General features: G+C 55.4%; 14 protein-coding genes. 3 read left to right on the top strand and 11 right to left on the bottom strand.

Features of this window, described 5'->3' with window-relative positions; translation table 11 throughout:
- Positions 1–163: 163 nt before the first annotated feature.
- The 3 genes from LH86_RS04635 to LH86_RS04625 form a co-directional block, all read right to left on the bottom strand.
- Positions 164–820 (bottom strand): DapH/DapD/GlmU-related protein, encoded by a 657-nt coding sequence (locus LH86_RS04635; RefSeq protein WP_039298786.1) that lies wholly within the window; start codon positions 818–820, stop codon positions 164–166.
- A gap of 89 nt (positions 821–909) precedes the next feature.
- Positions 910–1,968, bottom strand: a complete 1,059-nt coding sequence (gene yhjD, locus LH86_RS04630; protein WP_039298783.1) for an inner membrane protein YhjD — start codon at positions 1,966–1,968, stop codon at positions 910–912.
- Positions 1,969–2,023: 55 nt separating this feature from the next.
- Complete coding sequence (locus LH86_RS04625; protein WP_039298780.1) at positions 2,024–2,923, bottom strand: LysR family transcriptional regulator; 900 nt, start codon at positions 2,921–2,923, stop codon at positions 2,024–2,026.
- Positions 2,924–3,042: 119 nt separating this feature from the next.
- On the opposite strand from LH86_RS04625, the gene LH86_RS04620 reads away from it, so the two are divergent.
- Positions 3,043–3,801 carry an SDR family NAD(P)-dependent oxidoreductase gene (locus LH86_RS04620; RefSeq protein WP_039298778.1) on the top strand — a complete coding sequence of 253 codons (759 nt, stop codon included), beginning with the start codon at positions 3,043–3,045 and terminating at the stop codon, positions 3,799–3,801.
- Positions 3,802–3,878: 77 nt separating this feature from the next.
- Here LH86_RS04620 and yieH read toward each other — a convergent pair whose 3' ends face one another.
- A complete protein-coding gene (gene yieH, locus LH86_RS04615; RefSeq protein ID WP_039298774.1) occupies positions 3,879–4,544 on the bottom strand; it encodes a 6-phosphogluconate phosphatase in 666 nt (221 codons plus the stop codon).
- A gap of 168 nt (positions 4,545–4,712) precedes the next feature.
- On the opposite strand from yieH, the gene LH86_RS04610 reads away from it, so the two are divergent.
- The gene (locus tag LH86_RS04610) at positions 4,713–6,044 is read left to right on the top strand and encodes an NCS2 family permease (RefSeq protein ID WP_039288928.1); all 1,332 of its coding nucleotides are present in this window, start codon (positions 4,713–4,715) and stop codon (positions 6,042–6,044) included.
- A gap of 57 nt (positions 6,045–6,101) precedes the next feature.
- Here the strand turns inward: LH86_RS04610 and LH86_RS04605 are convergent, their stop codons facing one another.
- From LH86_RS04605 to rpmH, 7 genes are all read right to left on the bottom strand, one after another.
- Positions 6,102–6,668 carry an NADPH-dependent FMN reductase gene (locus LH86_RS04605; RefSeq protein WP_039298771.1) on the bottom strand — a complete coding sequence of 189 codons (567 nt, stop codon included), beginning with the start codon at positions 6,666–6,668 and terminating at the stop codon, positions 6,102–6,104.
- A gap of 17 nt (positions 6,669–6,685) precedes the next feature.
- A complete protein-coding gene (locus LH86_RS04600) occupies positions 6,686–7,444 on the bottom strand; it encodes a 4'-phosphopantetheinyl transferase family protein (RefSeq protein ID WP_039298768.1) in 759 nt (252 codons plus the stop codon).
- Positions 7,445–7,763: 319 nt separating this feature from the next.
- Complete coding sequence (mnmE, locus tag LH86_RS04595; protein WP_039298765.1) at positions 7,764–9,128, bottom strand: tRNA uridine-5-carboxymethylaminomethyl(34) synthesis GTPase MnmE; 1,365 nt, start codon at positions 9,126–9,128, stop codon at positions 7,764–7,766.
- 77 nt (positions 9,129–9,205) lie between these two features.
- A complete protein-coding gene (gene yidC, locus LH86_RS04590; protein ID WP_039298762.1) occupies positions 9,206–10,849 on the bottom strand; it encodes a membrane protein insertase YidC in 1,644 nt (547 codons plus the stop codon).
- Positions 10,850–10,851: 2 nt separating this feature from the next.
- On the bottom strand, positions 10,852–11,109 hold the full coding sequence (gene yidD, locus LH86_RS21905; protein ID WP_071530513.1) for a membrane protein insertion efficiency factor YidD: 258 nt from the start codon (positions 11,107–11,109) through the stop codon (positions 10,852–10,854).
- On the bottom strand, positions 11,073–11,432 hold the full coding sequence (rnpA, locus tag LH86_RS21900; protein WP_071842695.1) for a ribonuclease P protein component: 360 nt from the start codon (positions 11,430–11,432) through the stop codon (positions 11,073–11,075). The genes yidD and rnpA overlap by 37 nt, the downstream gene beginning before the upstream one ends.
- Positions 11,433–11,449: 17 nt before the next feature.
- The gene (gene rpmH, locus LH86_RS21895; RefSeq protein WP_000831330.1) at positions 11,450–11,590 is read right to left on the bottom strand and encodes a 50S ribosomal protein L34; all 141 of its coding nucleotides are present in this window, start codon (positions 11,588–11,590) and stop codon (positions 11,450–11,452) included.
- A gap of 593 nt (positions 11,591–12,183) precedes the next feature.
- Here rpmH and dnaA point away from each other — a divergent pair.
- The gene (dnaA, locus tag LH86_RS04580; protein WP_039305924.1) at positions 12,184–13,566 is read left to right on the top strand and encodes a chromosomal replication initiator protein DnaA; all 1,383 of its coding nucleotides are present in this window, start codon (positions 12,184–12,186) and stop codon (positions 13,564–13,566) included.

Genomic DNA, 13,566 nt, shown 5'->3' with positions numbered 1-13,566 from the left:
TTTACGCATAGCAAAAGAAGCATTTCAACGCGCTGCGCCGGGCGAAATAGCTCAAAAAACGCGCATTAAGTGGATAATTTTTAAGCCTGCCCGTAACCTTCTATGAAATGCTTCACAAAATTTTCAAAATAGAGAATAAAACTGGTTTTAGGTTAAATAAAAGTTACCAGTTAGATTTATCTGCTGAGTTGCTTGCCTTGTCCCAGCGAGCGCAAAAACGGACTATCTCCCCGGACTGAAATTCCGGCAGGTGCGCCATTAATTTCTCCAGCGGCCAGTCCCACCAGGCGATGCGCCCCAGGCTTTCAACCACCTCCTGCGGGAAACGGCTGCGAATGGGTTTAGCTGGCACGCCGCCAACGATGGTGTATGGCGGCACATTTTTGCTGACCACTGCCCCCGCGGCAAGTACAGCGCCGTCGCCGACCGTCACGCCAGGCAGGACGATAACGCCGTGGCCAATCCACACATCGTTGCCAATGATCACCCGGTCTTCGCGGCGATCAGCAAAGAACGAAGTATCCCGCCCGACGTCGGTCGCGTAGTACTCGGGGCAGTAGGTAAAGCGGTGCTGGGAGGGGCGATCCATCGGGTGATTGGGGGCGCCAAGTCGGACATGGTTGGCAATGGCAGTGAATTTGCCGATCTCGCTGTCGGCCACGCAGCAATGTTCCCCGAGGTAGGAGAAGTCACCGAGGGTGCTGTACTCCAGCACGCTGTTGGCGAGTATTTCGCACTGTTCGCCGATGTGTGTTTCGCGCAGGCGAACGCTGGGATCAATAACGGTTTTCTGGAGTTTGGGTACGGAGGCAGTTGTCATGGCATGTTCTCTGGTCGGAGGTTTGGACAAGTGGGCCTGCTAACCTGTGGTCGGCAGGCAACCTATCCTGACCGGAAATCATGACAGGATTATTTATGCGTTTTCCCCGGCATCCTCGGGTCGTCTTTGTATTCTGCGGTGGCAATCCAGGCCGCGCAGAACAGCGTCAGGCGGGCGAAGAAGTAGAAGAAGGCCATCAGTCCCAGCACCGAGCCAAAAGCGGCCCCGGAAGGCGAGCTTACAAGCTTCGGCAGGCTGTAAGTCATGATGATTTTAATCACCTCAAAGCCGATGGCCGCAATCAGTGTGCCTCGGATCAGCGCTTTACGGCGCGGGCGGTGGCGCGGCAGACGCCAGAAGATCCAGAAGAACAGCAGATAGTTAGCAAAAATCGAAATGGCCAGGCCGACCAGATGCCAGACCGGTTTTAGCCATTCAATATCGCCCAGGTGCAGCAGGCCGATCAGCAGCGTCTGGGCCGAGCCGGAAATCGAGGTAATAGACAGGGTGACGATCAGTGCAATCAGCAGGCCAATCAATGAGATAAAATCACGCAGGTATTTTACCCAGAATTTTTCCTGATCCTGCGGGCTGCGTTCCCACTTATCCCTCGACTGAGCGCGCACTGCTTCACGGAGATTGCCCATCCAGTTGATGCCGGAGTAAAGCGCAATCAGCAGCCCGACAAGGCCAACGGTGGTGCGCTGCTGAACCGCGGTATTGATGGTGTTTTTCAGCGTGGCGGCAAGCGTCGGGTCACTGACGTTCTCAAGGATTTTGGCAAAAATGTCTTCAAGCAGCGTCGGGTGCGAGGCGAGCACGTAGCCGCCTGCCGCGAAGGCCACCATCATGATGGGGATCAGCGACAGAAATGAGAAGTAGGTAATGGCGGCACCAAACTGGTTCCCAAGCCGGTCATTAAAGCGTTCTGCGGCGCGAAGCAGGTGGGCAATTATCGGCTGCCTGACCGTTTTGTTGACCGCGGATATGGTGCTGTTCACCGCGGCGTTGCTGGTTTTAAGCTTCACCAGCGGTTCATTCTCTGCGGCCTCGCTTTGCGCTTCATCCTGCTGGGTTTCGATGGGTACAACTGGCTCATACTCGAGCTCGTGGCTTGGGCGTTTTTCGCGGTTATCCGGCGTCGTCATCGGGTCAATTTTCCTTTTGCTGTGGCAGGATCTTAAGGAAATTATAGCCATAACGCTAATCGACATAGGCTTTGAGTACGTCAGTGAGCCATTCCATAAACAAATGTACCCGCCGGGAGAGGTTGCGGCGATGCGGATAAAGCAGCGAAATCGGCATCGGCTCGGCGCGGTACTGGGGCAAAATTTCCACCAGAGTGCCCTCTTTGAGCTGGGTTTTCACACCCACGCGAGGCACCTGAATGATCCCCAGCCCGGCGACACAGGCGGCCTGGTAGGTTTCCGTGCTGTTGACGGTGATCAGGCCACCGGTTTTCACCCACTGCGTTGTTTTATCCAGCCAGACTTCAAAGCCTTGTGGGCGGGTGCCGAGATTTTGGGCGTAATGCACCAGTGCGTGCGAAGCCAGGTCGTCCAGGCTTTCGGGATAGCCAAAGCGGCTGAGGTAGTCGGGGCTGGCGCAGTTGATCATGGTGAATTTCCCCAGCGGCCGTGCCACCAGGCCTGAGTCTTTGAGTTGACCCACGCGCACCACGCAGTCAAACCCTTCCCGGACGACATCCACCATTCTGTCGCTGCTGCTAAGCTCTAGCTCTATGCCTGGATATTGCTGCAAAAATCCCGGCAGTTTCGGAATGATCAAGCCGCGCGCCAGCGTAACGGGCATATCGACCCTGATGCGCCCGCTGACGCTGGCGGGATCGGTCTGGAAAAGGCCGTCGAGTTCATCGAGGTTAGTTAACAGATCGCGGCAACGTTCGTAATAGACCATGCCGTCCTGAGTGAGCTGAACCCGGCGAGTGGTGCGGTGCAACAGGCGTGTGCCGAGTGACGTTTCCAGCGCCTGGACCTGGCGAGAAACGCTGCCCTTCGGCAGCCCAAGCGTGTCTGCGGCGCGGGTAAAGCTCTCCAGCTCCGCAACCCGCACGAAAAGCTGCATTGCGTGTATTTTATCCATCTTATCACCGCATTGTTGTTGCTAATGAAACAGTGAGGCGCATCTGGCCGTATTTATTGATTTTGTATCAGCTAATAAGCTGTATCTCAATGTCCTGACAGCCAAATAAGGGGTTTATCATGAGTCAACGCATTGCTTTAGTGACCGGCGGCAGCCGTGGTTTAGGTAAAAACGCAGCGCTGAAGCTGGCCGCACGCGGAATCGGTATTCTGCTGACCTATAATAGCCAGCGTCAGGAAGCCGAAGATGTTGTGCGCAAAATTGAGCAAAAAGGCGTGAAAGCGGCCGCAATTCAGCTCAACGTCGGCGATTCTTCTACCTTCGCCGGGTTTGTTGGGCAGGTGAAAGAAACGCTGCACCGTGTCTGGCAGCGAGATACGTTTGATTATTTATTGAACAACGCGGGGATCGGTCTTGAAGCGTCATTCGCCGAGACTACCGAAGCGCAGTTCGATGAAATTATGAACATCCATCTGAAAGGGCCTTTCTTCCTGACTCAGCGCCTGCTGCCGGTGATTAAAGACGGCGGCCGCATTCTGAATGTCTCCACCGGGCTGACCCGCTTCTCGCTGCCGGGTAAAGCTGCCTACGCCACGATGAAAGGGGCGATGGAAGTGCTGACCAAGTACCAGGCCAAAGAGCTGGGATCGCGTGGGATTGCGGTGAATATCATTGCGCCGGGCGCTATCGCTACCGATTTCAGCGGCGGTATTGTACGTGACAACGAGCATGTTTCGAAGGCGATTGCGGCACAAACCGCATTGGGGCGAGTAGGGCAGCCGGACGATATCGGCGATGCGATTGCGGCGATTCTTAGCGATGAGACGGGCTGGATGAACGCGCAGCGGATTGAGGTTTCCGGCGGGATGTTCCTTTAGTTTTTGATCGCTCCCGACAGGTGACCCTCACCCTAACCCTCACCCTCTCCCTAAAAGGGAGAGGGGATTAAAAAAATCTACGCCGTAATTTCCCAGCCGCGCGCTTTCCACAAGCCCGGTAACTCGGCCAAATCGGTAAACGTCGTAACTTTTGGATGGTCTATCGGCTTGTTATGCGGATCGGCACAGAAGTAAAACACCTCCATGCCTGCCGCAATGCCCGACTGCGCACCCGCCATAGAATCATCCACCAGAATGCAGTGCTCTACGTCCATGTTCATCTGTTCCGCCGCGTGGAACATCAGGGCCGGGTCGGGCTTCCAGCGCTGAATGTCGTAACCGCTGTACAGGGCATTCGGGAAGTAGTTGAGCATCCCGGTCTTGCCGAGAGAGTGCTGCATTTTGCTGACCGGGCCGTTGGACACCACGCACATTGGCCTGTTGATTTGCGCCAGCAGCGTGTTTGCCCCGGCGATTTCCTGAAGTTCGCTGTCAAACAGGCGGGCAACTTCGGCGCGGTAAATCGCTTCCAGCTCGAGCTTGGGCAGGCTGGTGCCGTACTCAGCGTTGATGGTGTCGATAATTTCGTAGAGTTTGACGCCTTTGAAGGCCTTGAAGACATCTTCGAGCGCAAGATGAATACCATATTGCGCAAACATATGTACGTAGGCTTTGGAGCAGATGACCTCGCTGTCGACCAGCGTTCCATCGCAGTCAAAAAACACCGCTTCTATCCGGGACATGCCATTTCCTTTCTCTCAGGTTTAACGTTTACTCTATGCTTTTTGCGCAACGCAATCGATCCCGTTGCGGTAATTTCAGCGAAAAAAGTGGATGATTTGCGTTATCCCCTGCCAATTTTGGTATAGGATAGCGGCGTATTTTTTCCTCTTTTAGTTCGGAAACCGATAATGAGCCAACCACAGTCCACTCCGGAAACAACCCCGGGGCTGCTCGAACGCGCGTTCAAATTACGCGAACACGGTACTAACGCCCGCACCGAGGTGATCGCCGGGTTCACCACCTTCCTGACGATGGTGTACATCGTTTTTGTTAACCCACAAATCCTCGGCGCAGCCGGGATGGATACCCAGGCGGTATTCGTCACCACCTGCCTGATAGCCGCCTTTGGCAGCATCCTGATGGGGATTTTTGCCAACCTGCCAGTGGCGCTGGCACCGGCGATGGGCCTGAATGCCTTCTTCGCTTTCGTGGTTGTTGGCGCGATGGGCCTGTCCTGGCAAGTCGGCATGGGCGCGATTTTCTGGGGCGCCGTAGGTCTGCTGCTGCTGACCATTTTCCGCGTTCGCTACTGGATGATCGCGAATATCCCGCTTGGCCTGCGCGTTGGCATCACCAGCGGTATCGGCCTGTTTATCGGCATGATGGGGCTGAAAAATGCCGGGATCATCGTGGCCAATAAAGAGACGCTGGTCAGCATAGGTAACCTGACTTCCCACAGCGTGCTGCTGGGGGCGCTGGGCTTCTTTATCATTGCGATTCTCGCTTCCCGTAATATTCACGCGGCGGTGCTGGTTTCTATCGTGGTGACCACGCTGCTGGGCTGGCTGCTGGGCGACGTGCAGTATCACGGCATCGTGTCTGCGCCGCCGAGCGTGAGCAGCGTTGTCGGACAGGTGGATTTAGCCGGGTCGCTGAATCTGGGCCTTGCAGGCGTCATCTTCTCCTTCATGCTGGTGAACCTGTTTGACTCCTCCGGCACCCTGATTGGCGTCACGGACAAAGCCGGGTTAACCGACGAGAAGGGCAAGTTCCCGCGCATGAAGCAGGCGCTGTTCGTGGACAGTATCTCTTCCGTGACCGGCTCATTCTTCGGCACCTCTTCCGTTACCGCTTACATCGAAAGCTCATCCGGCGTTTCCGTCGGGGGCCGCACCGGCCTGACCGCGATTGTGGTTGGCCTGCTGTTCCTGCTGGTTATCTTCCTGTCACCGCTGGCGGGCATGGTGCCTGCATACGCGGCCGCAGGCGCACTGATTTACGTTGGTGTGCTGATGACTTCCAGCCTGGCTCGCGTGAAATGGGATGACCTGACCGAAGCGGTACCGGCGTTTGTTACCGCCGTGATGATGCCGTTCAGCTTCTCCATTACCGAAGGCATCGCGCTGGGCTTTATTTCCTACTGTGTGATGAAGCTGGGGACTGGCCGCTGGCGCGAGCTGAGCCCGTGCGTGATCATCGTGGCGCTACTGTTTGTGCTGAAAATCGTATTTGTAGACTAAGCCAGACGCTAAAAATAACAACGCCAGTCATGTGACTGGCGTTTTTTTGGCCTGGAATCAGGCTTTGACGCGCTTGATGTAATCGCCAAAGGCGGTTAGCTGCCCGGTCAGATGGTCAAGCGTGCTTTGATCCACCACTTCGCCGCTCTGCGGATCAACTTTGTTCTGAATCACGCCGCCCATAAACTCAGGCTTGTTCATCACCATCGCATCCAGGAAAACGAGGATCTGGCGCAGGTGATACTGGCAGCGCGCGCCGCCAATAGCGCCCATGGAGCTGGTTTGAATCAGCACTGGCTTGCCCGCGAGCGGCTGCTCAGGCAGCCGGGAAAGCCAGTCGATGGCGTTTTTCAGGCCACCCGGCACGGAATAGTTGTATTCAGGGGTCACAATTACCACGCCATCCGCCTGGTGGATTTGCTCGGCAATGGCTTCCACGCTCTGCGGAAAACCGTCTTCCTGCTGGATGTCGGCATCGTACAGCGGGATATCGCCGATGGAAGGCAGGGCGTCTATCTGCATGCCTGCCGGGGCGATGTTCGGCAGCGTACGGGCGACCATCGCGTTAAATGAACCCTTACGCAGGCTCCCCAGTAAAGTCACTATCTTCAACGAATCAGACATTGGTACTCCTTTATGTGTCAGGACGTTCGGGAAAATGTGTTATGTGGCGTTGCTGCCTCTGATGATATACCCGTCAGGCGAATGATGCGCGCCTGAGCGCTTCGGCTGCGAGCTTCGGCATCCGGCAGGGCGTTCCAGCCCTGTTGGCCGTCGAACTCCCACAGCTTCAGGCGCTCCACGCCCGGCGCCACGGCACAGCCCCAGATGAGGATATCTTCCGCATCGCTAATAGCTTCAATATGAGGCTCGTTTATGACGCGCAGACGACCAGAACCTGGCAATAATTGTAGTGCGCTAAGGCTGGTCTGGGGATTGTCCGTCAGTTTCAGGACGCTACGGCGCAGCGTATGCAGCTGGGTTCTGGCTTCGTTGGGATCGTTTTGGTTGTTGATCCAGGTAATTTCGCTGCTGCTGGTCTGAGATGGCGGCACTACCGGGGACGGGGCCTGGAAACTGCGGCGGAGCTCCATGTCCAGCCCGCAGCGCCCTTCGGTCGCCAGCAGCACGCCCACCATGTTACCGGCATAGGCGATGCTGAAATCCGGCAGTTCGGCGTCGGCAAAGCGTGGGCGGCCTGCGGTAGAGGTAATAATTTGCGGCAGGCGTTGGGTGCCGTACAGCATAAACATCATCTCTGCGACCAGCGTACGCGACGCGAGATAGCGCGTGCGGCGATGTTCTGGCATCAGGCTGGCGGCGTTAAGAATTTCGTCGTTCAGTCGGGGTGAAGTGAGGTTGGGAGGATTCAGAGCCCATCTTGCAAAATGCGTCGCCATTTGTCGCTCCTTGATAATGGTCAGTCGATGTCATGCTGTTTCGGGGGCTGAAACAGCGCTCCGTTTCCGATCCTGAATCTTGTCAGGGATCGAATAGTAGTCTCTGGCTCAATGCGCTGTCATTGATGCTCTTCAATAGCATGAACTATTTTTTGAGCAATATATTATATATTCAATCCTGGGGAAATTCTTAGTGGTTTGCGTAAGTGGAGCACTTAAAAATGTCGTTTTGAAGACATCGTCTTGAAATAATGAAGTATTTTAAATATGAGGAAAATGCCCCGCATCCTGAAGTGTGACGCGGGGCGGCGGTAAGGGGTTATTTCCCGATACAGAAGCTCGAGAAGATGCGCCCTAACAGATCGTCAGAGCTAAATTCGCCGGTAATTTCACTTAAGTTCTGCTGCGCCAGACGCAGCTCTTCTGCCAGTAATTCTCCGGCCCAGGCACCCAGCAGCTGGGCTTTGCCCTGTTGCAGGTGTTCTGCGGCTTGCTCCAGTGCCTGCAGGTGACGGCGGCGGGCAAGGAAGCCGCCTTCCATATTGGTTTCAAAGCCCATGCTCTCTTTCAGATGCGCGCGCAGCACGTCGACACCTTCCCCGGTACGGGCGGAGAGCCTGACAAGTGAGTGACCATTTACTTCGCTCAGGCCAAGCGTTTCGCCCGTGACGTCAGCTTTATTGCGCACCACGGTGATCGGCAAACGCTCCGGCAGACGAGCGATGAAATCTGGCCAAATCGCCGTCGGGTCAACGGCGTCGGTGGTGGTGCCGTCCACCATGAACAACACGCGATCCGCCTGTTCAATTTCGTTCCAGGCGCGCTCAATCCCGATGCGTTCAACTTCGTCGCTGGCTTCGCGCAGGCCCGCGGTATCGATGATATGCAGCGGCATGCCGTCGATATGAATATGTTCGCGCAGGACGTCACGTGTGGTGCCGGCGATATCGGTGACGATAGCCGCCTCGCGCCCGGCCAGCGCATTCAGCAGGCTGGATTTACCGGCGTTTGGACGCCCGGCAATAACGACTTTCATGCCTTCACGCAGCAGGCTACCCTGGCGGGCTTCCGCGCGCACCGCGTCAAGATCGCCCATAACCTGATGCAGCTGGGCTTCGATTTTGCCGTCGGAGAGGAAGTCGATCTCTTCGTCCGGGAAGTCGATAGCCGCTTCCACGTAGATACGCAGGTGAGTCAGCGCTTCCACCAGATGGTTAATACGTGAGGAGAAAGCCCCCTGTAGCGAATTAAGCGCTGAGCGAGCGGCCTGCTCGGAGCTGGCATCGATCAAGTCTGCAATCGCCTCTGCCTGCGCCAGGTCGAGTTTATCGTTCAGGAATGCGCGTTCGGAAAACTCACCGGGGTTGGCGATGCGCAAACCCGGCAGAGCCAGAATGCGTTTTAGCAGCAGGTCGAGAATAACCGGACCGCCGTGCCCCTGCAGTTCGAGAACATCTTCACCGGTGAAGGAATTCGGGCCAGGAAACCACAGCGCGATGCCCTGATCCAGCGCGCTACCGTCGGCATCGCGGAAGGGAAGGTAATCCGCGTAGCGCGGCTTCGGCAGCTTGCCGAGCACCGCTTCTGCGACCTCGCGCGCCTGACGGCCGGAAATACGCAGGATGCCTACGCCGCCACGCCCCGGCGGAGTAGCCTGGGCAATGATAGTGTCATGATTGCTCATCGTTTATCTCAGACCTTGAATCAAAAAGAAAAAGGCGGTCTATTGACCGCCTTTCGTAAGCTGTAAGCTAAATATTATCAGGTCTTTTTCTTGTCGCGGCTATGCAGGCCGCGCTTTTCCAGACCGCGATAAATCAGCTGCTGCTGAAGGATGGTCACCAGGTTGCTGACGATATAGTACAGCACCAGACCTGACGGGAACCACAGGAAGAACACGGTGAAGATGACCGGCATAAAGGTCATGATCTTCTGCTGCATCGGGTCGGTTACGGTGGTCGGCGACATCTTCTGGATGAAGAACATCGTGGCGCCCATCAGAATCGGCAGGATGTAGTACGGGTCCTGTGCAGACAGGTCGTGGATCCACAGTGCAAACGGCGCGTGGCGCAGTTCAACGGAGCCCATCAGCATGTAGTACAGTGCCAGGAAGATTGGCATCTGGATGATCAGCGGGAAGCAGCCGCCCAGCGGGTTAACCTTCTCAGCTTTGTACAGCGCCATCATTTCCTGGCTCATACGCTGCTTGTCGTCACCGATACGCTCACGCATGGCCGCCAGTTTTGGCTGCAGCATACGCATTTTGGCCATCGAGGTGTACTGCGCTTTGGTCAGCGGGTACATGATGCCACGAACGATAAAGGTGATAACGATAATGGAGAAGCCCCAGTTACCGATGAAGCTGTGGATAAATTTCAGCAGCTTAAACAGCGGCTGAGAGATGAACCACAGCCAGCCGTAATCTACGGTCAGGTCAAGGTGTGGCGCAACGGCTGCCATTTTGTCCTGAATCTCTGGACCTACCCACAGAGTGCTGCCCATCTGAGCGGTCTGGCCTGGCTGGACGATCTGCGAGGCAGACTTATAGCCAATCGCCGCAACGTCGTTGTTCAGCTTGGTGGTGTAGAAGTTGTTCGCGCCCTGAGTATGCGGCACCCATGCGGTAGCAAAGTACTGCTGCAGCATCGCCACCCAACCGCTGTTGGCGTTGACGTTCAGGTTTTCACCGTCAGCGATGTTGTCGAACTTAACTTTTTCGTATTTCGCGTCCGGGGTGGAGTAAGCCGCACCACGGAAGGTGTGCAGCGCAAAGTTGCTGCTGCCGGTGTCGCGATGAGAAGGCAGATTGATGGACTGCTTCAGCTGACCAAAGGTCGCCAGCTCCAGCGGTTTCTCGCCCACGTTCTTCACGTTGTAGTCCACACCGACAGAGAACTCACCGCGTTTCAGGGTGAAGGTCTTGGTGAAGGTGTTGCCAGCGGCGTCGGTAAACGTCATCGGGACAACCAGTTCGTTCTGGCCATCCGCCAGCGCGAAGGTAGCGGCAGTGACGTTATACAGTGGACGATCGCCGTTTGCCGGGTTATCTGGGCCATCACGACCGGTCAGGCCGCTCTGCGCCTGGTAGATAAATTCAGGCGTGGTTTCCAGCAGTTGGAACGGCTCTGCGGATTTCAACTCTTTCGGGTAGGTTGGCAACAGCGCTTGTTCTACATCACCACCGCGGGTGTTGATGGTCAGTTCAAGAACGTCAGTTTTAACCGTAATGAGTTTTCCCTGGCCACTGGCCGGCACACCCTGGTTAGCGGCGTTACCCTGGCTGTTCGTGGTCTGCGTGGTCTGCTGCACCTGAGGTTGAGGAGCGTGGTCCTGCTCCCAGGCTTTCCAGATCATGAAAGACACGAACAACAAAGCGATGAGAAAAAGATTGCGTTGCGAATCCATCGTTAGTGTTCTCTGGTATCAAAAGGTCCGGGCGGAACGGGATCGTCTCCACCAGGGTTCAAAGGGTGGCATTTTAGTACGCGTTTCATCGTTAACCAACTGCCTTTTAACACTCCAAACCTGCGCAAGGCCTCAATTCCGTAGTGAGAACAGGTTGGGGTGAAACGGCAATGCGGCCCGAGAAGCGGACTAATCAGGCGTTGATAGACCCTGATAAGGGCTATCAGGACCCGCGAGCCTGGCGACAATGGCGGCGCCATAACTTTTCCAATGCTTCCGATAAAGCCTGGTTATCCAGATCGGCAACCCCTTTTTTCGCTACTACCACGAAATCCATTGGTGGCAGTTCGTGCTGACGCAGACGGAAGCTTTCACGCGTCAGACGTTTAATCCGATTGCGTTCGTGGGCGCGTTTTACGTTTTTCTTAGCGACTGTGAGACCGATGCGGGGATGCCCCAGCGAATTAAGGCGGCCGAGAATGGTGATTTGCGGCGTGCCAGCCCGTTGTGGCTGCTGGAAGACGAATGTGAAATGATTGGGAGTTAACAAACGTAACTCCCTGGGAAAAGCTAGCTTAACCACTCAGGGGTTAGCTTTTATTACTTAGAAACGGTCAGACGAGCGCGGCCTTTAGCACGACGACGTGCCAGAACCTGACGACCATTTTTAGTAGCCATACGAGCACGGAAGCCGTGAGAACGGTTGCGCTTCAGTACAGACGGTTGAAAAGTGCGTTTCATGGCGATTTCTACCTAAACTATTAAATTTCACTGGATTTGCGTAACGCCCTACAGGGTCTGCGAACGACTTACGCTTCAGTGTGGCTGATTAAAGAGGCCGGATTGTAATAATTGTACACTCCGGAGTCAATTCAATTCCCTTACTGCTGCGCCCTTTTTGACCCCGAAAAGAGGCCCGGATCTCCGCTGAAGTACAGCGGCATTACGCGACGGGTGGAGAATTATACGGGCTTACCGTGAAAGCGCAAGGATCCGCGAGGATCTTCATCAGATCTCTTTAGCGATATTTGTGCGCTAGTCATTAAATTTTCCAATATGAGACGGTTATACGCTGCACGTGCGGCAGGATCGATTACACTTAACCCGCTCAAAACTTCCCTGTGGATAATTCGTGAAGAATCTGTGAGAAACAGAAGATCTCTGCCGCGCTTTAGGCTATGATCCGCGGTCCCGATCGTGATCCAGCCTTCACCGGGGAAACCGCAAATAGCGGTTCGCGCGCCTCCCACAGCCTGAGAGCGCGTGTCAACAATCATGAATGTATAACTTTCAGTCTTCGTCTTTTTATCGACTTTGTTCGAGTGGAGTCCGCCGTGTCACTTTCGCTTTGGCAGCAGTGTCTTGCCCGATTGCAGGATGAGTTACCAGCCACAGAATTCAGTATGTGGATACGCCCCCTACAGGCGGAACTGAGCGATAACACGCTGGCTTTGTACGCGCCTAATCGTTTTGTGCTCGACTGGGTGCGGGATAAGTACCTTAATAATATCAATGGCCTGCTCAACGACTTCTGCGGCACCGACGCCCCTTTGCTGCGTTTTGAAGTGGGCAGCAAGCCCGTGACCCAGCCCGTTGCAGAGCTGGCTACTGCTGCAGCCCCTGCCCAGGTTGCGCGCGCTGCGGCACCGATGCGCCCAAGCTGGGATAACATGCCTGCGCCTGCTGAGCCGTCCTACCGTTCTAACGTTAACCTGAAACACACCTTTGATAACTTCGTTGAAGGTAAATCGAACCAGCTGGCCCGCGCGGCGGCACGCCAGGTGGCCGATAACCCAGGCGGCGCGTATAACCCGCTCTTCCTTTATGGCGGCACCGGTTTAGGTAAAACGCACCTTTTACATGCGGTGGGTAACGGGATCATGGCCCGCAAGCCGAATGCTAAAGTGGTGTACATGCACTCTGAGCGTTTTGTTCAGGACATGGTTAAAGCGCTGCAGAACAACGCCATCGAAGAGTTCAAACGCTACTACCGTTCGGTGGATGCGCTACTTATCGATGACATCCAGTTTTTTGCCAATAAAGAGCGTTCACAGGAAGAGTTTTTCCACACCTTTAATGCCCTGCTGGAAGGGAATCAACAGATCATTCTGACGTCGGATCGCTATCCAAAAGAGATCAACGGCGTGGAGGATCGTTTGAAATCCCGTTTCGGCTGGGGGCTGACGGTAGCGATCGAGCCGCCGGAGCTTGAAACCCGCGTGGCGATCCTGATGAAAAAGGCCGACGAGAACGATATCCGTCTGCCGGGCGAAGTGGCCTTCTTTATTGCCAAGCGACTGCGCTCCAACGTCCGCGAGCTGGAAGGGGCGCTGAACCGCGTAATCGCCAACGCCAACTTTACCGGCCGGGCGATTACCATCGACTTCGTGCGTGAAGCGCTGCGCGATCTGCTTGCGCTTCAGGAGAAGCTGGTCACCATCGATAATATTCAGAAAACGGTGGCCGAGTATTATAAAATTAAGGTCGCTGACTTGCTGTCCAAGCGTCGCTCCCGTTCCGTTGCCCGTCCGCGCCAGATGGCGATGGCGCTGGCAAAAGAGCTGACCAACCATAGCCTGCCGGAAATTGGCGATGCTTTTGGTGGACGCGACCACACCACGGTTTTACATGCCTGCCGCAAGATTGAGCAGTTGCGTGAAGAAAGCCACGATATCAAAGAAGATTTCTCCAATTTAATCAGAACATTATCTTCGTGA

Source organism: Cedecea neteri (genome assembly GCF_000758325.1).
Taxonomy (GTDB): Bacteria; Pseudomonadota; Gammaproteobacteria; order Enterobacterales; family Enterobacteriaceae; genus Cedecea; species Cedecea neteri_B.
Note: the sequence above shows the minus strand (reverse complement) of the source record. Positions and strands in the feature narration are given on the sequence as shown.